This window comes from Haliea atlantica, assembly GCF_054779855.1.
This window is the reverse complement of sequence record NZ_BAAGXL010000027.1, coordinates 131,335-153,067: the sequence shown is the minus strand read 5'-3', so window position 1 is coordinate 153,067 and position 21,733 is coordinate 131,335. Positions and strand designations below refer to the sequence as shown.

Annotated in this window: 23 protein-coding genes and 1 CRISPR repeat array (1 of these 24 cut by a window edge); of the genes, 20 read left to right on the top strand and 3 right to left on the bottom strand. The window is 58.8% G+C overall.

Translation table 11 applies throughout. The features are described 5' to 3' along the window. The first annotated feature begins 202 nt into the window (after positions 1-202). The 11 genes from ACYVGS_RS17325 (at position 203) to vapC (ending at position 8,031) form a co-directional block, all read left to right on the top strand. Positions 203-661, top strand: coding sequence for an ATP synthase subunit I (locus tag ACYVGS_RS17325; protein ID WP_460589948.1), 459 nt, complete (start codon positions 203-205; stop codon positions 659-661). Next, positions 633-1,511 carry a FoF1 ATP synthase subunit A gene (gene atpB, locus ACYVGS_RS17320; RefSeq protein WP_460589947.1) on the top strand — a complete coding sequence of 293 codons (879 nt, stop codon included), beginning with the start codon at positions 633-635 and terminating at the stop codon, positions 1,509-1,511. Before ACYVGS_RS17325 ends, atpB begins: the two co-directional genes overlap by 29 nt. Before the next feature lie 42 nt (positions 1,512-1,553). Further along, positions 1,554-1,790: a F0F1 ATP synthase subunit C gene (atpE, locus tag ACYVGS_RS17315; protein ID WP_027949997.1), complete on the top strand. Its 237-nt coding sequence runs from the start codon at positions 1,554-1,556 to the stop codon at positions 1,788-1,790. Positions 1,791-1,863: 73 nt separating this feature from the next. Next, positions 1,864-2,334: a F0F1 ATP synthase subunit B gene (locus ACYVGS_RS17310; protein WP_460589946.1), complete on the top strand. Its 471-nt coding sequence runs from the start codon at positions 1,864-1,866 to the stop codon at positions 2,332-2,334. Positions 2,335-2,347: 13 nt separating this feature from the next. Next, positions 2,348-2,884 (top strand): FoF1 ATP synthase subunit delta, encoded by a 537-nt coding sequence (locus tag ACYVGS_RS17305; RefSeq protein WP_460589945.1) that lies wholly within the window; start codon positions 2,348-2,350, stop codon positions 2,882-2,884. Positions 2,885-2,900: 16 nt separating this feature from the next. Next, a complete protein-coding gene (gene atpA / locus ACYVGS_RS17300) occupies positions 2,901-4,445 on the top strand; it encodes a F0F1 ATP synthase subunit alpha (protein ID WP_460589944.1) in 1,545 nt (514 codons plus the stop codon). A gap of 15 nt (positions 4,446-4,460) precedes the next feature. Continuing rightward, on the top strand, positions 4,461-5,327 hold the full coding sequence (atpG, locus tag ACYVGS_RS17295) for a F0F1 ATP synthase subunit gamma (protein ID WP_460589943.1): 867 nt from the start codon (positions 4,461-4,463) through the stop codon (positions 5,325-5,327). An 81-nt stretch (positions 5,328-5,408) separates the two neighbouring features. Further along, positions 5,409-6,806 carry a F0F1 ATP synthase subunit beta gene (gene atpD, locus ACYVGS_RS17290; protein WP_460589942.1) on the top strand — a complete coding sequence of 466 codons (1,398 nt, stop codon included), beginning with the start codon at positions 5,409-5,411 and terminating at the stop codon, positions 6,804-6,806. A 24-nt stretch (positions 6,807-6,830) separates the two neighbouring features. Then, a complete protein-coding gene (locus ACYVGS_RS17285) occupies positions 6,831-7,259 on the top strand; it encodes a F0F1 ATP synthase subunit epsilon (protein WP_460589941.1) in 429 nt (142 codons plus the stop codon). A 179-nt stretch (positions 7,260-7,438) separates the two neighbouring features. After that, complete coding sequence (locus tag ACYVGS_RS17280; protein ID WP_460589940.1) at positions 7,439-7,633, top strand: type II toxin-antitoxin system VapB family antitoxin; 195 nt, start codon at positions 7,439-7,441, stop codon at positions 7,631-7,633. After that, complete coding sequence (vapC, locus tag ACYVGS_RS17275; protein WP_460589939.1) at positions 7,633-8,031, top strand: PIN domain nuclease; 399 nt, start codon at positions 7,633-7,635, stop codon at positions 8,029-8,031. The genes ACYVGS_RS17280 and vapC overlap by 1 nt, the downstream gene beginning before the upstream one ends. A gap of 9 nt (positions 8,032-8,040) precedes the next feature. Here vapC and ACYVGS_RS17270 read toward each other — a convergent pair whose 3' ends face one another. Further along, complete coding sequence (locus ACYVGS_RS17270) at positions 8,041-8,790, bottom strand: TrmB family transcriptional regulator (protein WP_460589938.1); 750 nt, start codon at positions 8,788-8,790, stop codon at positions 8,041-8,043. 98 nt (positions 8,791-8,888) lie between these two features. On the opposite strand from ACYVGS_RS17270, the gene glmU reads away from it, so the two are divergent. Next, the gene (gene glmU / locus ACYVGS_RS17265) at positions 8,889-10,256 is read left to right on the top strand and encodes a bifunctional UDP-N-acetylglucosamine diphosphorylase/glucosamine-1-phosphate N-acetyltransferase GlmU (protein ID WP_460589937.1); all 1,368 of its coding nucleotides are present in this window, start codon (positions 8,889-8,891) and stop codon (positions 10,254-10,256) included. Position 10,257: 1 nt separating this feature from the next. Further along, positions 10,258-12,087, top strand: a complete 1,830-nt coding sequence (gene glmS / locus ACYVGS_RS17260) for a glutamine--fructose-6-phosphate aminotransferase (protein WP_460589936.1) — start codon at positions 10,258-10,260, stop codon at positions 12,085-12,087. Positions 12,088-12,125: 38 nt separating this feature from the next. On the opposite strand, the gene ACYVGS_RS17255 is transcribed toward glmS, so the two are convergent. Together ACYVGS_RS17255 and ACYVGS_RS17250 are read right to left on the bottom strand one after the other, a co-directional pair. Further along, positions 12,126-12,392, bottom strand: coding sequence for a Txe/YoeB family addiction module toxin (locus ACYVGS_RS17255; RefSeq protein WP_460589935.1), 267 nt, complete (start codon positions 12,390-12,392; stop codon positions 12,126-12,128). Continuing rightward, positions 12,385-12,639 (bottom strand): type II toxin-antitoxin system Phd/YefM family antitoxin, encoded by a 255-nt coding sequence (locus ACYVGS_RS17250; protein WP_460589934.1) that lies wholly within the window; start codon positions 12,637-12,639, stop codon positions 12,385-12,387. The genes ACYVGS_RS17255 and ACYVGS_RS17250 overlap by 8 nt, the downstream gene beginning before the upstream one ends. Before the next feature lie 553 nt (positions 12,640-13,192). Between ACYVGS_RS17250 and ACYVGS_RS17245 the strand changes: the two genes are divergently transcribed. The 7 genes from ACYVGS_RS17245 to cas2 are packed head-to-tail and all read left to right on the top strand — an operon-like array spanning position 13,193 to position 20,841. Next, positions 13,193-15,454 (top strand): CRISPR-associated endonuclease Cas3'', encoded by a 2,262-nt coding sequence (locus ACYVGS_RS17245; protein WP_460589933.1) that lies wholly within the window; start codon positions 13,193-13,195, stop codon positions 15,452-15,454. An 11-nt stretch (positions 15,455-15,465) separates the two neighbouring features. Next, a complete protein-coding gene (cas5c, locus tag ACYVGS_RS17240) occupies positions 15,466-16,140 on the top strand; it encodes a CRISPR-associated protein Cas5 (protein ID WP_460589932.1) in 675 nt (224 codons plus the stop codon). Beyond that, positions 16,137-17,936 (top strand): type I-C CRISPR-associated protein Cas8c/Csd1, encoded by a 1,800-nt coding sequence (gene cas8c / locus ACYVGS_RS17235; RefSeq protein ID WP_460589931.1) that lies wholly within the window; start codon positions 16,137-16,139, stop codon positions 17,934-17,936. The genes cas5c and cas8c overlap by 4 nt, the downstream gene beginning before the upstream one ends. Before the next feature lie 17 nt (positions 17,937-17,953). Further along, positions 17,954-18,835: a type I-C CRISPR-associated protein Cas7/Csd2 gene (gene cas7c / locus ACYVGS_RS17230; RefSeq protein WP_460589930.1), complete on the top strand. Its 882-nt coding sequence runs from the start codon at positions 17,954-17,956 to the stop codon at positions 18,833-18,835. 26 nt (positions 18,836-18,861) lie between these two features. Further along, positions 18,862-19,497, top strand: coding sequence for a CRISPR-associated protein Cas4 (cas4, locus tag ACYVGS_RS17225; protein ID WP_460589929.1), 636 nt, complete (start codon positions 18,862-18,864; stop codon positions 19,495-19,497). Positions 19,498-19,500: 3 nt separating this feature from the next. Next, complete coding sequence (cas1c, locus tag ACYVGS_RS17220) at positions 19,501-20,541, top strand: type I-C CRISPR-associated endonuclease Cas1c (RefSeq protein WP_460589928.1); 1,041 nt, start codon at positions 19,501-19,503, stop codon at positions 20,539-20,541. Positions 20,542-20,553: 12 nt separating this feature from the next. Further along, the gene (gene cas2, locus ACYVGS_RS17215; protein ID WP_460590026.1) at positions 20,554-20,841 is read left to right on the top strand and encodes a CRISPR-associated endonuclease Cas2; all 288 of its coding nucleotides are present in this window, start codon (positions 20,554-20,556) and stop codon (positions 20,839-20,841) included. Between the two features lie 187 nt (positions 20,842-21,028). Beyond that, positions 21,029-21,733: direct repeats of the CRISPR family, unit length 32 nt; unit sequence GTCGCGCCCCGCGTGGGCGCGTGGATTGAAAC (it continues 838 nt past the right edge of the window).

Genomic DNA, 21,733 nt, shown 5'->3' with positions numbered 1-21,733 from the left:
TATAACCACAACATGGTCGATAGACCCTTCAGAAGTGCCCCGAGATACCGCGAATTGCGGCAAATTTCGTATAACTTGCGGGGATGTTTATTGCATTGCCCGGGACCGGATTCGGTTGAACCGGGCTCCAAAGCCCCATATAATGCGCGCGCCCAAATCGAGGAGGTGCTGACCGCAGGCCAGCGCACAAGGTGAGGCTAGCGTGAGCGTAAACGGCATACCCCGTCCCCCCGTTCACCGAATTTCCCTTGTTCAGTTGTGTGTCCTGCCGCTGGCCACGGGGCTGGCTTGGCAGGGATCGGGATGGGTGGCCGCCCAGTCAGTACTGGCGGGAGCGCTGGTGGCGATACTGCCCCAGGCCTGGTTTGCAGTCCGGGTGTTTCGCTTCCGGGGCGCGCGCGCCACACCGCAGGTGCTGCAGTCGGCCCTGTCGGGGGAGGTGGGCAAGTTTTTTTTGAGCGTGGCGGGCTTTGCCGCTGTGTTCGCGCTGATGCGGCCGGTGAATGCAGCCGGCGTATTTGGCGGTTACATCGCGATGCTCGCGATACAGATTTCAGGTGGCTGGCTGTTGCTGAGAAGCGGCAACCGGTCGGCACGGACCGAAACAGAAGCACAGGCAAGAGTTGCGATCCATGGCAGGCGAAAACCAGACAGTCTCTGAATACATTGTCCACCACCTGACCAATCTGACCTGGGGCAAGTTGCCCGAAGGTTATGAGCGTTACGACGGTTCCGTGGTGGGCGAGGGCGGTGCCTGGGTCATGGCCCACGGTGGCCAGGAAGCCTCCGACATGGGCTTCACTGCCATTCACGTCGACTCCATGGTCTGGTCCGTCGGCCTGGGTGTGATTTTCAGCTGGCTCTTCCTGCGCCTGGCCCGGCAGGCGAATGCCGGCGTTCCCAGTGGCCTCAGCAACTTCCTGGAAATGATTGTCGAGTTTGTCGGCAACACCGTTCGCGACACCTTCCACGGCCGCAACCCCCTGATCGCGCCGCTGTCCCTGACCATCTTCGTCTGGATTTTCCTGATGAACCTGATGGACCTGGTGCCGGTTGACCTGGTTCCCTGGACGCTGATGCAGCTGGGCGTGGAATACCACAAGATCGTACCGTCTACCGACCCGAACATCACCTTCGGACTGTCCATCGGGGTACTGATCCTGATTCTGTTCTACTCGATCAAGGTCAAGGGCTTCGGTTTCGCCAAGGAGCTGGCGCTGAACCCCTTCAACCACTGGCTGTTCATCCCGGTCAACCTGTTCATGGAGATCGTGGGCCTGCTGGCCAAGCCTTTCTCCCTCGCCCTGCGTCTCTTCGGTAACATGTACGCGGGCGAAATGATCTTTATCCTGATTGCAGCGCTGTTCAGTGCCGGTGTGGCCTGGATGCTGCCCGCAGGCCTGCTGCAGATAGGCTGGGCGATCTTCCACATTCTGGTGATCACCCTGCAGGCTTTCATCTTCATGGTGCTGACGATCGTGTATCTCAGCATGGCCCACGAAGACCACTGATCCAACTTCAACATTGGTAATCACAACCTTTAGGAGAAACTCATGGAATTAGTCCTCATTGCCGCCGCGATCATGATCAGTCTGGGTGGTCTTGGTGCCGCTATCGGTATCGGCATGCTGGGTGGAAAGCTGATTGAAGGCTCCGCCCGCCAGCCGGAACTGGCCCCCAAACTGCAGGTAACCTTCTTCCTCGGTGCCGGCCTGGTAGACGCGATTCCGATCATCGGCGTTGGTCTGGCCATGTACCTGATCTTCGTTGTTGCTCCCGGCATGGCCTGATCGGCACACCCCAACGCAATGACGAGTGGGGCTGCCGCCTCGGTGGCCCCTCCATATCAGTGAGGAGTACGGCGTGAACATCAACCTTACGCTTATCGGACAGGTGATCGCCTTCTTTGGCTTCGTGTGGTTCTGCATGAAGTTCGTGTGGCCGCCCATTGTGAATGCCATGGCGGAGCGCGAAAAGAAGATCGCCGATGGACTGGCTGCGGCAGACCGTGCCAGCCACGACCTCGAGCTGGCCCAGGAAAAGGCGCTTGAACGCCTGAAGGATGCCAAGCACGAGGCGGCAGGTATCGTCGAGTCCGCCAACAAGCGAGCCAACCAGATTATCGAAGAGGCGAAAGCCGCGGCCCAGGTCGAGGCGGAGCGCGTCAAGACGTCGGCCCGTGCGGAGATCGAACAGGAAACCAACCGTGCCCGGGAAGCCCTGCGCAGCCAGGTGGCTACCCTGTCACTGGCCGGTGCCGAGAAGGTACTGGGTGCGACGATTGACCGCGACGCCCATGCGGAGCTGGTCAACAAGCTGGCCGCGGAACTTTAATTGCGAGGATCCCATGGCTGAACTGACCACACTGGCCCGCCCTTACGCCAAGGCCGCTTTCGAGTACGCCCGCGATCACAACAGCTTGGATCAGTGGTCGGAGCAGCTGGCCATGATCGCCGCTGTCAGCACTCATGAGTCCCTGCAGAAGGTGCTCTCCAACCCGTCGCGCACGGCAGAGCAACAGGTTGCGGTGCTGGTGGATGTCTGTGACGACCAGATGGCGGCACCGCTGCGCAACTTCCTGTCGGTGGTTGCCGACAACAAGCGGCTGCCCCTGCTGCCGGAGATCGCCGGCCTGTTTGCCAATTTCAAGGCCAACCACGAGAAGTCCGTGGATGTGGAAGTGGTCTCCGCTTTCGAGCTGGAGGACGAGGTAACCCGCAAGCTGAGCGAGGCCCTGAGCCGCAAGCTGGAGCGGACCGTGAATGTGCGCAGCACCACCGATGCCAGCCTGCTGGGTGGCGTGTTAATCCGTGCTGGCGATCTGGTGATCGACGGCTCCGTACGTGGCCGGCTGAACAAGCTCGCCGCTGCCATGAATTCGTAGGATTGAGGAACAGAGCATGCAGCAACTGAATCCATCAGAAATCAGCGACACGATCAAGCAGCGCATCGAGCAGCTTGACGTGTCCTCCGAGGCCCGCAACGAAGGTACCGTGGTCTCGGTCACCGACGGCATCATCCGCATCTACGGCCTCACCGATGTGATGTACGGCGAGATGATCGAGTTCGAAGGCGGCGTGTTCGGCATGGCCCTGAACCTCGAGCGCGATTCCGTGGGCGCGGTGGTCCTGGGCGACTACAAGGGCGTGGCCGAAGGTCAGTCCTGCCGTTGCACCGGCCGTATTCTGGAAGTGCCGGTGGGTCCGGAGCTGCAGGGTCGCGTTGTCGACGCCCTGGGCAATCCGATCGACGGCAAGGGCCCGATCGCGGCCAAGCAGACCGACGCCATCGAGAAAGTGGCACCGGGCGTTATCGCTCGTCAGTCGGTTGACCAGCCGGTACAGATCGGTCTCAAGGCCATCGACGCCATGGTGCCGATCGGCCGCGGCCAGCGCGAGCTGATCATCGGTGACCGCCAGGTGGGCAAGACTGCCATCGCGGTGGACGCGATCATCAACCAGAAGGGTACCGGCATCAAGTGTATCTATGTCGCGGTGGGCCAGAAGGCCTCCTCCGTGGCTTCCGTCGTGCGCAAGCTGGAAGAGCACGGCGCCATGGAGCACACCATTGTCGTGGCGGCAACAGCCTCCGATCCGGCGGCCATGCAGTACCTGGCGCCTTTCGCCGGCTGCACCATGGGCGAGTACTACCGCGATCGCGGTGAAGACGCCCTGATCATCTACGATGACCTGACCAAGCAGGCCTGGGCCTACCGCCAGATCTCCCTGCTGCTGAAGCGTCCCCCGGGCCGTGAAGCTTACCCCGGTGACGTCTTCTACCTGCACTCCCGCCTGCTGGAGCGCGCCGCGCGGGTCAACGCCGACTACGTCGAGCAGCAGACCAACGGCGAAGTGAAAGGCCAGACCGGCTCCCTGACCGCGCTGCCGGTTATCGAAACCCAGGCCGGTGACGTGTCCGCTTTCGTACCGACCAACGTGATCTCGATTACCGACGGCCAGATCTTCCTCGAGGCCGACATGTTCAACGCGGGCATCCGCCCGGCGATGAACGCCGGTATTTCGGTATCCCGTGTCGGTGGTTCGGCACAGACCAAGATCATCAAGAAGCTTTCCGGCGGTATCCGGACAGCCCTCGCCCAGTACCGTGAACTGGCGGCCTTCTCCCAGTTCGCCTCCGACCTGGACGATGCCACCAAGGCACAGCTGGACCAGGGTGAGCGGGTTACCGAGCTGATGAAGCAGGGCCAGTATGCGCCCCTGAGCATCGCCGAAATGGGTATCGTGCTGTACGCGGCCAACGAAGGCCACCTGCGCGACATCGAAGTGGCCAAGGTGCGCGACTTTGAAAAGGCCCTGATCAGCTACATGCACGCTGAGCACGGTGACCTGATGAAGAAGATCGTCGAGACCGGCGCCTACAACGACGAGATCGAGTCCACCTTCAAGGCGGCCCTCGAGAAGTTCAAGGCCACGCAAACCTGGTAATCCCGAGGACGGCAGATGGCAGTCGGAAAAGAGATCCGGACCAAGATCAACAGTATCCGGAGCACGCAGAAGATCACCAGCGCCATGGAAATGGTCGCGGCGAGCAAGATGCGCAAGGCCCAGGAACGCATGGAGGTGGGCAAGCCCTATTCCCGCCGCATGCGTGACGTGGTCGGCCACATCGCCAACTCGGCGCCGGAATACCAGCACGCCTACATGGTGGAGCGGGAGGTGCGCCGGGTGGGCTTCATCGTCGTCTCCACCGACCGCGGTCTGTGCGGTGGCCTGAACATCAACCTGTTCAAGGCTACCGTGCGCGCCATGAAGGAGTGGGCCGATCGCGATGTGAAGATCGAGCTTTGCCTGATCGGTGCCAAGGCGGCAGCCTTCTTCAAGGCCTACGGCGGCAACGTCAAGGCGGCGGTGCGGGATATCGGCGAGGACCCCTCGCTGGCTGATCTGATCGGCAGCGTCAAGACCATGCTGGATGCCTACGAGGCCGAAGAGATCGATCGTCTGTTCCTGGTCAGCAACGAGTTCGTCAACACCATGACCCAGCTGCCCCGGGTGGAGCAGCTGCTGCCCCTGGAAGCGGATGACTCGAAAGAGATGAAGCACCACTGGGACTATATCTACGAGCCCGATGCGAAGGAATTGCTCGAGCGCTTGCTGGTTCGCTATATCGAGTCCCAGGTCTACCAGTCGGTGGTGGAAAACGGTGCCTGCGAGCAGGCAGCGCGAATGCTGGCGATGAAGAATGCCACCGACAACGCGGGCGAGCTGATCGACGACCTGCAGCTGGTTTACAACAAGGCACGCCAGGCGGCAATCACCCAGGAACTCTCGGAGATTGTCAGCGGCGCCGCGGCGATCAGCAGCTAAGCGGCGAGTAACAGACAGTGACAGTGGCGGCCTTCGGGTCGACCTCCAGACAGAATCGAATTTGAGACAGAGGATCCGGACATGAGTAGCGGACGCATCGTACAGATTATCGGCGCGGTCATTGACGTGGAGTTTCCGCGTGACAATGTGCCCCAGGTCTATGACGCGCTGTTGGTCACCGAAAAGGGCCTGACCCTGGAAGTGCAGCAGCAGCTGGGTGACGGCGTGGTGCGGGCCATTGCCATGGGTTCCTCCGAAGGTCTGAGCCGTGACCTGGCAGTAGAGAACACCGGCTCCCCGATCTCCGTGCCAGTCGGCACCGAGACCCTGGGCCGCATCATGGACGTCCTCGGCAACCCGATCGACGAGTGTGGCCCGATCGGTGAGCAGGAGCGCGCTTCCATTCACCGGAAGGCGCCCGCCTACGACGAACTGGCGGCCTCCGAAGAGCTGCTGGAAACCGGCATCAAGGTCATCGACCTGGTGTGCCCCTTCGCCAAGGGCGGCAAGGTCGGCCTGTTCGGCGGCGCCGGCGTGGGCAAGACCGTGAACATGATGGAGCTGATCAACAACATCGCCACCGAGCACTCCGGCCTGTCGGTCTTCGCCGGTGTGGGTGAGCGGACGCGTGAAGGTAACGACTTCTACCACGAGATGCAGGAAGCCGGCGTGGTTAACGTCAAGGACTTCCCCAAGTCCAAGGTTGCGATGGTCTACGGCCAGATGAACGAGCCGCCGGGCAACCGCCTGCGCGTGGCCCTGACCGGCCTGACCATGGCCGAGAAGTTCCGCGACGAAGGCCGTGACGTCCTGCTGTTCGTCGACAACATCTATCGTTACACCCTGGCCGGTACCGAGGTATCTGCACTGCTGGGTCGTATGCCCTCCGCGGTGGGCTACCAGCCGACCCTGGCCGAGGAAATGGGTGTACTCCAGGAGCGCATCACCTCCACCAAGACCGGTTCCATCACCTCCATCCAGGCAGTATACGTGCCCGCGGACGACCTGACTGACCCGTCCCCCGCGACCACCTTCGCCCACCTGGACTCCACCGTGGTACTGGCCCGGGATATTGCCGCCAAGGGTATTTACCCTGCGGTAGATCCGCTGGACTCCACCAGCCGCCAGCTCGACCCGCTGGTGATTGGTCAGGAGCACTACGACGTGGCCCGTGGCGTGCAGACCGTTCTGCAGCGCTACAAGGAGCTGAAGGACATCATCGCCATTCTCGGCATGGACGAACTGTCCGAGGACGACAAACAGACCGTTGCCCGGGCGCGGAAAATCGAGCGTTTCCTGTCCCAGCCCTTCCACGTGGCGGAAGTGTTTACCGGTGCGCCCGGTAAGTACGTGTCCCTGAAAGACACCATCGCAGGCTTCAAGGGCATTCTGGAAGGTGAGTACGACCACCTGCCGGAGCAGGCCTTCTACATGGTTGGCAGCATCGAAGAAGCCGTCGAGAAAGCCAACAAGCTGTAAGCGGTCGCGACCGAGGGGCTCTACATGACCATGACTATTCACTGCGACATCGTCAGCGCCGAGGAAGAAATTTTCTCCGGCCTGGTGGAAATGCTGGTCGCAACCGCGGACCTCGGCGAGATGGGGGTGACCTATGGTCACGCCCCGCTGCTGTCCTCGCTGATCCCCGGGCCGGTCCGCATCGTCAAGCAGGGCGGTGAGGAAGAGGTCTACTACGTCTCCGGCGGTTTCATTGAAGTGCAGCCCGGCGTGGTGACCATCCTGGCCGACGCGGCACTGCGCGCCCACGACGTGGACGAGGCCGCTGCGGAAGAAGCCCGCAAGGAAGCGGTTCATGCCCTTACCAACCAGACCGGTGATTTCGACTACGGCCGGGCCTCAGCCCAGCTCGCCGAAGCCGCCGCTCAGCTGGCGACCCTGCGCAAGATGCGCAATCGCGCCGGGCGCGGGTAACAACCGGAGTCTTACCTTCCAGGCCGGTGCGGTTCTATCGACCGGCCACCCAGCAAGGGACCGACCTCACTCCGCAGTGGCGGGATGTGGTCGGTCCCTTTGCTTTTTGGGTCTTTGTCAGAAGTGCTGACTGGTGTTAGGCTGTGTATATTTTTTATTTTTATACACATGAGGTGCTCATGCGTACCAATATCGTGATCGATGACCAGTTGATGGCCGAAGCCCTGAAGGCCTCCGGCTTGCAGACTAAAAAGGAAGTGGTCGAGCAGGGGCTCAGGCTCCTGGTGCGTCTTTGCCAGCAGCAGGAACTGCGCAAGTTGCGGGGCAAAGTGGCCTGGGAGGGTGACCTGGACCGCATGCGGAGCGCGGATTGATGCTGGTGGATACCAGCGTCTGGATCGATTACTTCAATGGTATCGCCAACGCGCACACCGACCTCCTGGATTCGGCGCTCCTCGATGGCAATGTGGTTATTGGGGATCTCATTTTCCTGGAAATCCTGCAGGGGATTCGCCATGAAAAGGATTACCAGAGAACCCGGCGGGGCTTGTTGGCGCTGGACCAGTACGCCATGCTGGGCAAGGATCTGGTCGACCCCTGCGCTGAAAATTACCGCGCCCTGCGCCGAAAGGGCATCACCATTCGCAAGACTGCCGATGTGATCATTGCCACCTTCTGTATGGAGAAAGGCTTCCCCCTGCTGTTTCGGGATCGCGACTTCCAGCCCTTCGTCGAGCACCTCGGCTTGCAAGCGGTATTGATTGAGTCCTGACCTGCGCGACTACAGTAAAGACCAGACAGTATCGAAGAGGATCTGCTGGGTCGAGGCAATTGCCGCCGAGTCCATGACCACCACCACTGGATAATCCTTCCTGGCCTGGGTAATCATCGCCACCTTGGGTGGATAGATGGCAATGTAAGACGCGTCAGTATTATCACCCGCCGGCAGCCATTTGCGCTCCGCCAGTTCCGCTTCCTCGCCCCCTTCGCCAATCGACAGCACCCGCACCCGAATACCGCGCTGGATACGCTGGCGGGTAAAATTGGGGAAAGGCCGATAGAGTTGTGCCCGAAGCACTTTGGTGGAAATCACCGAATAGCCCCGCTCGGGGTCTTTACCGGCCTCATCCAGGATATCCCTGAGAACCAGCTCGACACCGTCATCGCCCTCGTAAAAACGCACATTGCCCGGGCTGAAATCCGCCTGTCGCTGCTTGAGCGCGGGAATCACCTCCCGTCGCAGCTGCTCCATCGCCTGGCTCAGGGCCTGCTGCTTGCTTTCCCCCAGGCTCAACAGGCGTTCGGGATCCTCCGCCTGAAAAACACGCCGACGGCCCTTCGGGAAGTAACTCACAATACCCTTGGTGGCGAGCTGCTTGAGGGTTTCGTAGGTGGTACCGCGATTGATACCGGCCTTGGCGGCGACATCGCGGATGGAGGCGGGCCCGAGGTCGAGCAGGGCGCGGTAGACGCGCACCTGGCGTTCATCCAGATCCAGCTGCCGCAGGCTGTCCAGCTTTACTGTTGTCATAAAATCTCTGACAAAAATGGTTGTATGAAAAAAAGATCGCACTAACATGCGCTTAAATTGCATGAAATGTCAAAAAACATCTGACACAAGGATTCTGGATGGCACTTGAAGTGATTGTGCTGGCCGCTGGCCAGGGCTCGCGCATGCGTTCGCGCTTCCCCAAGGTACTGCAGAAACTTGCCGGGCGGCCCCTGTTACAACATGTGCTGGATACCGCGGCCGCACTGGCGCCCAGCCGCATTCATGTGGTTGTCGGCCACGGCGCCAATGCCGTTCGCGAGGCTTTTGCCGACCGCGGTCTGAACTGGGTCGATCAGTCAGAGCGCCTGGGTACCGGCCACGCCGTCTTGCAGGCCATGCCGGCGGTCGATACCGCGGCCACTGTCTTGGTGCTTTACGGGGACGTGCCTTTGGTGGCGGAAGACACCCTGCGCAGCCTGCTGGCCATGGCAGCCAGTGGCCCGGCCCTGCTCACCGCGAGCCTGGACAACCCCGCTGGCTATGGTCGCATCCTGCGCAATGCCAATGGCCAGTTCAGCGCCGTGGTGGAGGACCGCGACGCCAGCCCCGAGCAGCGCGCCCTGCGGGAGGTGAATACGGGGATCCTGGCGGCTCCGGCGGCCCAGCTGGCGCAGTTGCTGCCCCTGGTCGGCAACGACAACCAACAGGGTGAATACTATCTACCGGACATCCTGACGCTGGCCCTGGAACGCAATATTGCTGTGCACACCGCCGGTGTGGGCCATCTGTTGGAAGTGCAGGGCGTGAACGACCCCTTTCAACTGGCCCAGCTGGAACGCGCCCTGCAGTTGCAGCAGGCAGAGGCACTGATGCAGGCAGGGGTTCGCCTGGCAGATCCGGCCCGCATCGATGTTCGCGGTGCCCTGCGCTGTGGCCGTGACGTGTCGATAGACGTCAACTGTGTGTTTATTGGCGAGGTCGAGTTGGCGGATGGCGTCAGCGTCGGCCCCAACTGCGTGCTGGAAGACTGCCGCGTGGGTGCCGACAGCCAGGTACTGGCCATGAGCCACCTCGAGGGGGCTGAGGTGGGCACTGGCTGCAGTGTCGGTCCCTTCGCACGCCTGCGTCCCGGCACACGCATGTCCGACAGCGCTCGCGTGGGCAACTTCGTGGAAACCAAGAAAACGCGTATTGGCACCGGCAGCAAGGTCAATCACCTGACCTACCTGGGAGACTGTGATGTCGGCGAGGAAGCCAACATCGGTGCCGGCACCATCACCTGCAATTACGACGGCGTGAACAAACACCCCACGCGCATCGGCGACGGGGCCTTTGTTGGCTCCAACGCCACCCTCGTGGCGCCCCTGGAGATCGGTGACAACGGCTTTGTTGCCGCCGGCTCCACCATCACCCGCAATGTGTCCAGTGATGAGCTGGCGGTGGGTCGCGGCAAGCAACGCAATATTCCCGGCTGGAAGCGCCCGGGCTCAGACAAGGAAGGCTGACATGTGTGGAATCGTCGGGGCGACTGCCCGCCGGGAAGTTTCGGAAATCCTGCTGGAGGGCCTGCGGCGCCTGGAGTATCGCGGCTATGACTCCGCCGGCTTCGCCCTGCTGGATGCGGACCGCAACCTGCTCATGCACAAGCGCCTGGGCAAGGTGGCCGAGCTGGAGCAGGCCCAGAAGCTGGAGCCGCTGCACGGCTGCGTGGGTATCGCCCACACGCGCTGGGCCACCCACGGCGTTCCATCGGCAGCCAACGCCCACCCGCATCTCTCCGGCAACCGCGTTGCCGTTGTGCACAACGGGATTATCGAGAATCACGAAGCCCTGCGCAGCGAGCTGATCGCCGCGGGCTACGAGTTCGTCAGTCATACTGACACGGAAGTGGTAGTCCACCTCCTGCACCGCGAGCTGGCAGCCGGCAAAGACCTGCTGCAGGCGATGCTGGACACTATCGCGCGCCTGCAAGGCGCCTACGCACTTGCGGCGGTGGATGCGGAGCACCCCGAGGAAATTGTCGCGGCCCGGGAGGGCAGCCCGCTAGTAGTCGGGGTGGGTATTGGCGAACACTTTCTGGCCTCCGATCCACTGGCGCTGCGTCAGGTCACCGACCGCTTCATCTACCTGCAGGAGGGCGATGTATTGCGCATGACCCCCACCAGCTTGCAGCTGATGGATGCCACCGGCAAGCCCGTAACGCGTCCGATCTCGACCATCAGTGTCGAGGAAGATACCGGAGGCCGTGGTCACTACGAGCACTACATGCTCAAGGAAATCCACGAGCAGCCACGGGCGCTGGCCGCCACGGTGCCGGTGGAGGGTGCCCGGGAGATCGCCGACAGTGTTTTTGGCGAACGCGCTGCAGAGGTTTTTGACCAGGTGCGGGCCGTCCAGATCGTCGCCTGTGGCACCAGCTACCATGCCGGCATGGTGGCGCGTTACTGGCTGGAAGAACTGGCCGGTATTCCCTGCAACGTCGAGGTGGCGTCCGAGTTTCGCTATCGGCAACGGGTTCAGCACCCGGGAACTCTCCTGGTCACCATCTCCCAAAGCGGCGAGACCGCCGACACCCTCGCGGCACTGCGCAATGCCACCGATCCTGAGTTTATTGCCAGCCTGGTGATTGCCAACGTTGACCACAGTTCACTGGTGCGCGAATCGGACCTGGTCTACCTGACCCGGGCCGGGGCGGAGATCGGCGTGGCTTCCACCAAGGCCTTCACCACCCAGCTGGTCGCGCTGTTGTTGCTGACACTGGTACTGGGGCGCCGCAACAAGCTGGATGCGGAAACCGCCGCGGAGATCGTTGGCGCGCTGCACCAGGTACCGGATTGTGTGGAGAAAGTGCTGACCCGGGAAGCTGCCATCCGCGAGATGGCGTCGGCCTTTATCCTGCGACACCATGCCTTGTTCCTGGGGCGCGGTATTCATTTTCCGATTGCCCTGGAAGGCGCCCTCAAGCTGAAGGAAATTTCCTACATCCACGCCGAGGCCTACCCCGCGGGCGAACTCAAGCACGGGCCCCTGGCTCTGGTGGATGCCGACATGCCAGTGGTCGCCGTTGCCCCCGGCGACGACCTGATGGAAAAACTCAAATCCAACATCGAGGAAGTGCGCGCCCGCGGCGGCGAGCTCTATGTTTTCGCCGACGAAAAGGCCGGCTTCCCCGAAGCGCCGCGGGTGCATGTGCTGGGCATGCCCGACTGCCCGGAGGTACTCAAGCCGATCACCTACACGGTGGCTCTGCAGCTGCTGGCGTACTATGTGGCGGTGCAGAAGGGGACCGATGTGGACAAGCCGCGGAACCTGGCGAAGTCGGTGACGGTGGAGTAAGCGATATCCACGGTGGTCTGCTGCCCATGTGTGCCGGACTATTTTTGATAATGATAGCGACAAGAAATAATCGTGAGCTGACCGTGGTCCACCGCATATACGAGCCGATGGGTGTCATCAATACGCCTGGACCAGAAGCCGGATAGATTCTCTGTCAGGGGCTCCGGCTTTCCAAGGCCATCAAAAGGCGACCGCTGCGTATCACGAACCAATTTGTCGATGCGCCTCAGGGTTTTGTTATCCTGGGATTGCCAATACAGGTAATCTGACCAGGCCTCCCGCGTCCAAGAGAGAATCTCAATCATCGCTCAGCGCGTGTTGCTTTGCCTTTCCGGCGCGGTACTGCTTGATGGATTTTGAAAGGTGGGCGGCATTGGCCGGGCTTTTCAGCAGATGCACGGTCTCCATGAGCCGATTGAACTGATCCAGAGACATGACCACCGCATCTTCGGAGTCCCGCCGGGTAATAATCGTGTAGTCAGCGTCATTGACCACCTGGTCCAGAACACTCTTCAATTTGTTTCGCGCGTCAGAGAAGCTCACAACTCTCATGGGGTAATCGTCCAACCTGTACCATAGACTGTCCAAGTATAACTTGTCCAGTATGTTGTTCAAGTGGAAGGGGCGGGCAATAGTGCCTTTGTGCCCTCCTGTTACCTTATGCGTCGCAGACCAGCGTAGCCCCAAGCCCACGGCCACATAGCCGGTCGCGATACCCGCCACCGCTATCCCCAGCTATCAAGAAAACTCGTTGAGACCCCCTGGACAGCACCTACTCGACGCGGCTTTTTACCGCCGTTGGTCCCGGTAAAGGCGCTTTTTTCGAGGCCGAGGATTTCAAATCCAGAACCGAACATGCCTGAAAACACGACATGTATGAATCTACATGACTCGTAATTGTCCGCGCTGCCTTTAGACTGAAAACACAATCGCACGCTGTGTTGGATTCCGGGAGGCGCTGCGCATACTCTCGAGTGATTAGGGCTCTCGCAGAGGCATGGAGAATGATGAGTATAGAGTCATCGAATCGTAAAACGATTGCTAACTCGAAGCAGACGAAATTGAGAGCAGATCAGATGATTTTTTGGTTTGGGAATATAGTGAATTGAGCACATTCTACGCGCATTCCACGAAAAACTCCGAGCGCACAGATTGGCAAGGCCTAGCGGATCACCTTCACCAGGTCGGTGCCATGGCGTCGGACTTCGCCGCCAGCTTTAACGCAAGCACGCTCGCTGAGACGATGGGTCTCTTACACGATATAGGAAAGTATACGGACGAATTCCAGCGCCGAATCGCCGGAGACTTACTGCGTGTAGATCATTCAACACGGGGTGCGATGCTGGCAGTAGATCGCTATGGACAAATTGGTCACCTTATCGCATACGGGATTGCCGGCCATCATGCCGGCCTTGCCAATGGTACTGACAGTGGTGAGCGGACAGCGCTTGAGGAACGTTTAAAGGGTTTAAATTTACCGCTTCTCAGAGAAGAGTGGCAACATGAAATAACACTGCCAGATCAGCTTATACCCCCACGATTCAATGTTGGAAGTTACGGAGGCGGGTTTCAGTTTTCATTCCTGGTGCGGATGTTATTTTCATGCCTGGTTGATGCAGACTACCTTGATACAGAGGCATTCTACGACCGAGTAGATACCCCCAATATACCTACAGGACGTAGTAAACTTCGCCAGGCGGAAAATCCATCGCTGTCTGCTTTACGAGAACGACTCGACTCTCATCTCTCCAAATTCGTTGTCGATTCTAAGGTCAACCGTGTTCGTGCAGATATTCTCGCGCATACACGTAATGAGGCGCAGAGAGAGCCTGGGATTTTTTCACTTACCGTACCTACGGGTGGTGGAAAAACTCTGGCATCACTCGCCTTTGCCCTCGACCACGCGATACTGCATGGACATCACCGAATAATCTTTGTCATTCCTTTTACAAGTATCGTCGAACAGAACGCAGCTGTTTTTCGGGATGCGCTGGGTGACTTGGGTGAAGTAGCAGTATTGGAACACCACAGCGCCTATGTGTCCCCTGAAGTTTCCCGATTGGATTCTGAGCACTACCAGGCTCGGGCTAAGCTGCGTCTGGCGATGGATAACTGGGATGCCCCCATTATCGTCACCACAGCCGTACAGTTCTTCGAAAGCCTGTTTGCGGCACGTCCGTCGCAATGCCGCAAGCTGCACAACATTGCCGGCAGTGTGGTCATTCTCGATGAAGCGCAGACCCTGCCGTTGAAGCTGTTGCGTCCAGCTGTCGCGGCCATCGATGAACTGGCCCGTAACTACCGCTGCAGCATCGTCCTTTGCACAGCCACCCAACCGGCCTTGAACACACCGGATTTTCGCGGCGGATTTGACAGGGATAAGGTTCGCGAACTCGCCCCGGACCCACCGGAACTCTTCCGCAAGCTGGACCGGGTACGTGTACACCACGTCGGCACGCTCGACGATGATGCACTCGTGGAGCAGCTCAGCGATCTCGATCAGGTGTTGTGTGTGGTCAATAACCGCCGCCACGCGCGTGCGCTGTATCAGTCGATCGCAGACCAACCTGGCGCGTGCCACCTGACCACGTTGATGTGCGCCAAACACCGTAGCCAGGTACTCGCCGATGTACGGGTACGCCTCAAGGCCGGCGAGCCCTGCCGATTGGTGTCGACATCGCTGATCGAAGCTGGGGTCGATATCTCGCTGCCCATAGTCTACCGCGCCGAGGCCGGTCTCGATTCAGTGGCCCAGGCAGCGGGGCGCTGCAACCGCAACGGCGAGCGGGCAGCGGAGTTGAGCGAGGTACGCGTGTTCGCCACCACCAACAGCGACTGGGCACCGCCGCCAGAATTGCGTCAGTTTGCCCAGGCCGCGCAGGAGGTCATGCGTCAGCCGCATTTCCGCTACGATCCACTGTCGCCGTCAGCGATCGAAGCCTACTTCCGCTTGCTTTACTGGCAGAAGGGCGACCAGGAACTGGATGCCGCGAACCTGCTCGGCCTGTGCGCGGAGAGCCGTATCGACTCTCTGCCAATGGAGACGCTGGCGGCCAAGTTCCGCATGATTGATACGGTACAAATGCCAGTGATCGTACCGTTGGACAAGGATGCGCGCCGCAATATCGAAAGTCTTCGCTTTGCGGAAAAGAGCGGTGGGCTCGCCCGAAAGCTACAGCCCTACCTCGTGCAATTGCCACGTAACGGCTTCGATGCGTTACGCAAGGCGGGGGCAATCCAGCCGATTGCTCCGGGGAAATGGGGGGAGCAGTTTATGGAGCTTGTGAACATGGACATCTATAGCCAAGAGTTCGGTATCTGGTGGGAAGAACCTACGTTCATGAAATCGGCAAATACGATCATTTGAAGGAGGGGCGCATGAGCTTTGGAATCCGCCTGCATGTTTGGGGTGATCGGGCCTGCTTCACGCGGCCTGAGATGAAGGTCGAGCGGGTGAGCTACGATGTCATCACGCCGTCGGCCGCACGCGGTATCCTTGAGGCGATATATTGGAAGCCGGCAATCCGCTGGGTGGTGGATCGCATTCACGTGCTAAAACCAGTCCGATTTGAATCCATCCGCCGCAATGAAGTGGGCGGTAAATTATCACCTGGTAAGGTGAAAAAGGCGATGAAAGCTGGGTCGACCGTTGGATTGGAAACCCACGTCGATGAAGACCGTCAGCAGCGTGCCGCTATGGTCTTGCGCGATGTGGCTTACGTGATCGAGGCTCACTTTGAGCTCACCGGTAAGGGTGGCGCGGACGATTCGGCCGGCAAGCATCTGGATATCTTTAACCGCCGTGCACGCAAAGGCCAGCATTTCCATGCACCATGTCTGGGTGTGCGTGAGTTTCCCGCTTATTTCCGTCTGATCGAAACTGGACAATCGCTGCCGGATGCGCATCCCGAACGTGATACTGACAGAGACCTGGGCTGGATGCTGCACGATATTGATTTTGCCAATGACATGACCCCACGCTTTTTTCGCGCGCAGTTGAAGGCGGGTGTTATCGAGGTTCCACCGTGGCAGGACGAGGGGGTCATGTCATGATCTTGCAGGCCTTGAGCCGCTATTACGACAGATTGATCGATCAGCAAGCTGAGGGGGTCGCGCCAGTTGGCTACAGTCCAGAAAAGATAAGCTTTGAGATTCTGTTGATGCCAGACGGCAGTTTGGCCCAGGTGAACGATATTCGTGACACATCCGGAAAGAAGCCTCTACCGCGAATACTCAACGTACCGCGGGCAGAGAAGCGCACCGTTGGAATAAAGTCCAACTTCATGTGGGACAAAACGAGCTATGTGCTTGGTGTGAGTAACACCAGCAAGCGGGCCGATAAAGAGCACGAGGCATTTCTCAACCTGCACGAAGTTGCCTTGACCGGCGAAGACGATCTCGGACTCAAAGCCCTACTCAACTTTCTGCGCGACTGGTCACCGGAGCAGTTCGAGACGCTTGGTTTTCCTCCCGACATGATCGACGCCAACATTGTGTTCCGGCTCGACGGCGAGCATTGCTATTTGCACGACCGGCCGATGGCGAAGGAAGTGCGTTCACGTCTGCTTACGGCAGAAGAAGGACAGGAAACGGAGGCAAGCGAGGCTCTCTGTCTAGTTAGTGGGAAATTGGCGTCTGCGGCTCGCCTGCATCCCGCGATCAAAGGCGTGAATGGTGCGCAGAGCTCGGGGGCCTCCATCGTCTCCTTCAATCTTGAAGCCTTCAAATCCTACGGGAAGGATCAAGGTTACAACGCGCCAGTATCTGAAAAAGCTGCTTTCGCATACACCTCTGCTCTGAACTACCTGTTACGACGCGGTGAGCACAACCGTCAGCGTCTTCAAGTGGGTGATACCACGCTAGTGTTCTGGGCCGAGGCGGTGGATGCAGGGCAGGCAGCAGAGGCGGAGAACACTCTCTTTGCCCTTCTCAACAGACCTGCTGACGATGCATCTGAAGCGGCGAGAGTGCGCGCTGTTCTGGACCGTATTGCTAAAGGTCGCCCTGTGGCAGACCTCGCGCCAAATCTCGAACCCGGTACACGTATGTATATGCTTGGCCTCGCGCCCAACGCATCGCGGCTATCGGTGCGCTTTTGGCAAGTGGACACACTTGATGTTTTCGCTCGAAGGATACGCCAACACCAGGAAGATTTGCATCTTGATCCCTTGCCGTGGCGTACCGAGCCGTCTGTTTGGCGACTTGTGCTTGCGATGGCCCCCTCCCGGGATGGGCGTAGCAAGAGTGAGGATGTGTCGCCACTAATGGCGGGCGAGTTCATGCGAGCCATTATTAGTGGTAGGTCGTACCCGCGCAGTCTATTGTCCAACACTATCATGCGGTTTCGGGCGGACGGAGATATCTCCGGTCTGCGCGTGGCCTTGTGCAAAGGCGTTCTGGCGCGCGAGAGACGCCGGAACATTCGTACATCCGAGGAGGAAATCCCCGTGAGTCTCGACAAGCAATCCACACAGCCTGGTTATCTGCTCGGGCGGTTGTTCGCAGTTCTAGAGCATATTCAGCGCGCCGGTTTGGGTGGGCAACTCAATGCCACGATTCGTGACCGTTTTTACGGTGCTGCATCGGCCACTCCGGCCTCGATCTTTCCGGTGTTGTTGCGCAACGCGCAGAATCACCTTGGAAAGCTGCGCAAGGAGCGCATGGGTCAGGCGATAAACCTGGAAAAGGACATCCGAGAGATCGTCGGCAGCTTGCCCGAAGAATTCCCGCGCAGTCTCAAGATCGAGGACCAAGGACGATTCGCCATAGGTTACTACCATCAATCGCAGTCTTACTTTACACGCCGCGATGCAGATGGCGAAAAATCCGAAGAACCCACAGATAACTGAGTAGAAGGATCAGATCAATGACAGCCATCGCCCATCGCTACGAGTTCGTTTATCTATTCGATGTCACCAACGGTAACCCCAACGGTGACCCGGACGCCGGAAATCTGCCACGCCTGGACCCAGAAACCAACTGCGGCCTGGTGACTGACGTTGCACTCAAGCGCAAGATTCGCAACTTCGTTACATTGGACAAGGACAACTCGCCCGGTTTTTCTATTTACATGCAGGAAAAATCGGTACTCAACAATCAGCACAAGCGGGCCTATGAGGCACTGAGTATCAAGCCGGAAGATAAGAAGATGCCCAAGGAAGAGGCAAAGGCACGTGAGATCACCGCTTGGATGTGCGCAAACTTCTTCGACGTACGCACTTTCGGCGCGGTAATGACCACTGGTATAAATGCTGGTCAAGTCCGTGGACCGGTGCAACTGGCCTTTGCAACCTCAGTAGAGCCAGTGTTGCCGCTTGAAGTCTCCATAACCCGAATGGCGGTAACCACTGAAAAGGAAGCGGAAGCACAGAGCGGCGACAATCGCACTATGGGTCGCAAGCATATATTGCCCTACGGGCTGTATCGCGCGCATGGCTTTGTTTCAGCGAAGCTTGCCGAGCGCACAGGCTTCTCTGATGATGACCTGCAACTGCTATGGAATGCTCTCATCAACATGTTTGAGCATGATCGCTCCGCAGCGAGGGGTGAGATGGCGGCACGCAAGCTGGTCGTCTTTGAACACGAAAACGCCATGGGTAACGCTCCGGCGCATGTATTGTTCGATGCGGTCAAGGTCCAGCGCGCTGAGGGCACGGAAGACCGACCTGCGCGTAGCTTCGCAGACTATCGCGTCAGTGTCGATGCAGAAACTATGCCCAACGGGGTTAGCGTGCGCGAACTGCTGTGAGTGCGGGGGCAGAGCGGGGGAGAAACATGGATGAGTCCGCGTATCTCGTCCCCCTGTCCGCGTTGCAGCACTATTTGTACTGTCCTCGTCAGTGTGCGCTGATTCATGTTGAACGCCTGTGGGCAGATAATCGTCAGACGGCGGAAGGGCGCTTGCTACACGACCGTGCCGACACCCCACAGATTGAGCGTCGGCATGGTGTACGTACGATTACAGCAATGCCGCTGTCCAGTGATGAGCTGGGCATCGCAGGGGTGGCGGATGTCGTTGAATTCAGGGCGGAAGCTGAAGGCGAGCGTCCATTTCCCATTGAGTACAAGCGCGGACGTCCGAAGCATCACCTTGCTGATGAGGTTCAGCTGTGTGCGCAGGCGCTGTGCCTGGAGGCGATGTTCTGCTGCCGGGTGTCGGAAGGTGCGCTGTTTTATGGACAGACCCGTCGCCGTAAGGCAGTTATCTTCGATGATGACTTGCGTCAGTTAACTTTGGAGACGATAGAGTTGACGCGTGAATTGATCCGTACAGGACATACACCAACAGCCGACTATTTAGCGAAGCGTTGCGATTCCTGTTCGCTCATTGAGCTTTGTCAACCAAAGCTGCTTGCCAAGGGTAAAGATGTCAAATCCTGGATCCGCGCGCAGATATTGAAAGAGTCCTGAAAAATGCGTCGTCAACTAAATACTGTGTATGTAACCACCGAAGGTGCGTGGTTGCGCAAGGATGGGGAAAATATTGTCATGGAGGTGGATCGTGAAATACGCGCACGTATTCCAGCTCACATGATCGAAAGTCTTGTTTGCTTTGGTCGAGTATTGGTCTCACCGCCATTGCTGGGGTATTGTGCGGAGAAGGGTATCACCGTGTCTTATCTTAACTGGCACGGAAAATTTCTTGCCCGCGTTGAAGGCCCTGTTTCCGGTAACGTTCTGCTGCGCCGAGAGCAGTATCGAATAACAGACGATATCTTGGGTTGCTCATCAATCGTCCGCAGCCTCCTGTTAGGAAAAGTGCATAATCAGCGAGTCGTAGTATCGCGTGGGTTACGCGACTATGGTAACGATCTTGCATCAAGCGCGCGTGGTGCGTTGCTTCATGCCGAAAAGCGGTTAAAACGAATTGGTGTAAAACTTCTCTCTGACTTTTCTGTAGACGTACAGCGAGGTCTAGAGGGGGAAGCTGCACAGGCATATTTTGGCGTTCTCGACCATTTGATACGTGTTTCGGATATGTCGATGCGTTTTCGGGGGCGTAGCCGCCGGCCACCCCTCGACGCTGTAAACGCTTTATTGTCCTTTCTATATACTCTGCTGGTACACGATTGTAGTTCTGCACTTGAGACAGTGGGACTTGATCCCGCTGTAGGATTTCTTCATCGGGATCGCCCTGGTAGACCTAGCCTCGCGCTAGATCTTGTTGAAGAATTTCGTCCTCTGCTAGCTGACCGCTTGGCTCTATCTCTGATAAACCGGAAGCAAGTTTCGTCTCGTGATTTCAAGAGTATGGACAATGGTGCAGTATTGTTGAATGAAGGTGCTCGAAAGGTTGTCCTCACCGCTTATCAGGAGCGAAAGAAGGAGCAGCTTCGACATGTTTTTCTAGGTGAAAAAGTTGAAATCGGATTGTTTCCCTATGTTCAGTCTCAGCTACTTGCGCGCCACTTGCGTGGTGATCTTGATGCCTATCCTCCGTTTCTCTGGAAGTGACCCGTTATCGTGATGGTTCTCGTGAGTTATGACGTGAGCACATCTAGCTCTGGCGGTGAAAGACGATTACGTCAAATCGCTAAGGCGTGTCGTGATTATGGACAAAGAGTACAGTACTCGGTGTTCGAGATTGAGGTGGATTATGCCCAGTGGACTTATTTGAAAAGTGCATTGTGCGATCTTATTGCCCCTGAACATGACAGCTTGCGCTTTTACTACTTGGGCCGTAACTGGAAGAATAAAGTAGAGCATATTGGGGCCAAGCCAGTATTGGACCTGGATGGTCCGTTGATATTCTAAAAACAAGTCCCTGCGAACCTACAGTTGCCGGCAAATCCTAGCTAGGTTCGCAAGTGGTTGTTGGCATAGATTTCTCTGGTCTTTTAGACTAATTTTCTCAACTATTGTGAATGGCGGACGCCATTTCTTCGAAGTTCGCGAACGGCTAAGAATTTATTCATGAATTTCATACAATTACACGAATGGCGTCGCGCCCCGCGTGGGCGCGTGGATTGAAACAGCATCATGGTCTCGAAAAACTCGAACCGGGTCGTCGCGCCCCGCGTGGGCGCGTGGATTGAAACTCTGCGCTCGGCATCCGGGTTGCCTGCTTCGCCTGGTCGCGCCCCGCGTGGGCGCGTGGATTGAAACCGGTATCCACGGCGCGGAGACCTGCCACGGTCTCGGTCGCGCCCCGCGTGGGCGCGTGGATTGAAACACCGTGGCACCCTCGAAGGCGGTTCCGGTGCCATGGTCGCGCCCCGCGTGGGCGCGTGGATTGAAACAGCACGGCTCGCTGCACCACCGCCAGCGCCTCCGCGTCGCGCCCCGCGTGGGCGCGTGGATTGAAACTGGGTGAGTGGCACATCGACGCGCTCGCGAACGGGTCGCGCCCCGCGTGGGCGCGTGGATTGAAACGCTGGTGCCAGCTGGACTGGGAGCGTGCCGAGGTCGCGCCCCGCGTGGGCGCGTGGATTGAAACAAAATCAAGAAGGCGCTCATGGAGTGCATGGGGTGTCGCGCCCCGCGTGGGCGCGTGGATTGAAACACGCACGAAGCCGGGACGCTTTCCTCGCCTGTCGCGCCCCGCGTGGGCGCGTGGATTGAAACAGTGGCTTGCCCGCCAGGTGCCAGACCTGCACTGGTCGCGCCCCGCGTGGGCGCGTGGATTGAAACTGGTCGGATGTAGAGG

Bases quoted from the DNA above. Each gene is read 5' to 3' on its own strand.
- atpG (WP_460589943.1), top strand. From the start codon at position 4,461: ATGGCAGTCGGAAAAGAGATCCGGACCAAGATCAACAGTATCCGGAGC.
- glmU (WP_460589937.1), top strand. From the start codon at position 8,889: ATGGCACTTGAAGTGATTGTGCTGGCCGCTGGCCAGGGCTCGCGCATG.
- cas5c (WP_460589932.1), top strand. From the start codon at position 15,466: ATGAGCTTTGGAATCCGCCTGCATGTTTGGGGTGATCGGGCCTGCTTC.
- ACYVGS_RS17255 (WP_460589935.1), bottom strand. From the start codon at position 12,392: ATGATTGAGATTCTCTCTTGGACGCGGGAGGCCTGGTCAGATTACCTG.
- ACYVGS_RS17285 (WP_460589941.1), top strand. From the start codon at position 6,831: ATGACCATGACTATTCACTGCGACATCGTCAGCGCCGAGGAAGAAATT.
- cas8c (WP_460589931.1), top strand. From the start codon at position 16,137: ATGATCTTGCAGGCCTTGAGCCGCTATTACGACAGATTGATCGATCAG.
- atpB (WP_460589947.1), top strand. From the start codon at position 633: ATGGCAGGCGAAAACCAGACAGTCTCTGAATACATTGTCCACCACCTG.
- atpE (WP_027949997.1), top strand. From the start codon at position 1,554: ATGGAATTAGTCCTCATTGCCGCCGCGATCATGATCAGTCTGGGTGGT.
- cas1c (WP_460589928.1), top strand. From the start codon at position 19,501: ATGCGTCGTCAACTAAATACTGTGTATGTAACCACCGAAGGTGCGTGG.
- cas2 (WP_460590026.1), top strand. From the start codon at position 20,554: ATGGTTCTCGTGAGTTATGACGTGAGCACATCTAGCTCTGGCGGTGAA.
- atpA (WP_460589944.1), top strand. From the start codon at position 2,901: ATGCAGCAACTGAATCCATCAGAAATCAGCGACACGATCAAGCAGCGC.
- ACYVGS_RS17250 (WP_460589934.1), bottom strand. From the start codon at position 12,639: ATGAGAGTTGTGAGCTTCTCTGACGCGCGAAACAAATTGAAGAGTGTT.
- ACYVGS_RS17280 (WP_460589940.1), top strand. From the start codon at position 7,439: ATGCGTACCAATATCGTGATCGATGACCAGTTGATGGCCGAAGCCCTG.
- glmS (WP_460589936.1), top strand. From the start codon at position 10,258: ATGTGTGGAATCGTCGGGGCGACTGCCCGCCGGGAAGTTTCGGAAATC.
- ACYVGS_RS17305 (WP_460589945.1), top strand. From the start codon at position 2,348: ATGGCTGAACTGACCACACTGGCCCGCCCTTACGCCAAGGCCGCTTTC.
- ACYVGS_RS17270 (WP_460589938.1), bottom strand. From the start codon at position 8,790: ATGACAACAGTAAAGCTGGACAGCCTGCGGCAGCTGGATCTGGATGAA.
- vapC (WP_460589939.1), top strand. From the start codon at position 7,633: ATGCTGGTGGATACCAGCGTCTGGATCGATTACTTCAATGGTATCGCC.
- cas7c (WP_460589930.1), top strand. From the start codon at position 17,954: ATGACAGCCATCGCCCATCGCTACGAGTTCGTTTATCTATTCGATGTC.
- atpD (WP_460589942.1), top strand. From the start codon at position 5,409: ATGAGTAGCGGACGCATCGTACAGATTATCGGCGCGGTCATTGACGTG.
- cas4 (WP_460589929.1), top strand. From the start codon at position 18,862: ATGGATGAGTCCGCGTATCTCGTCCCCCTGTCCGCGTTGCAGCACTAT.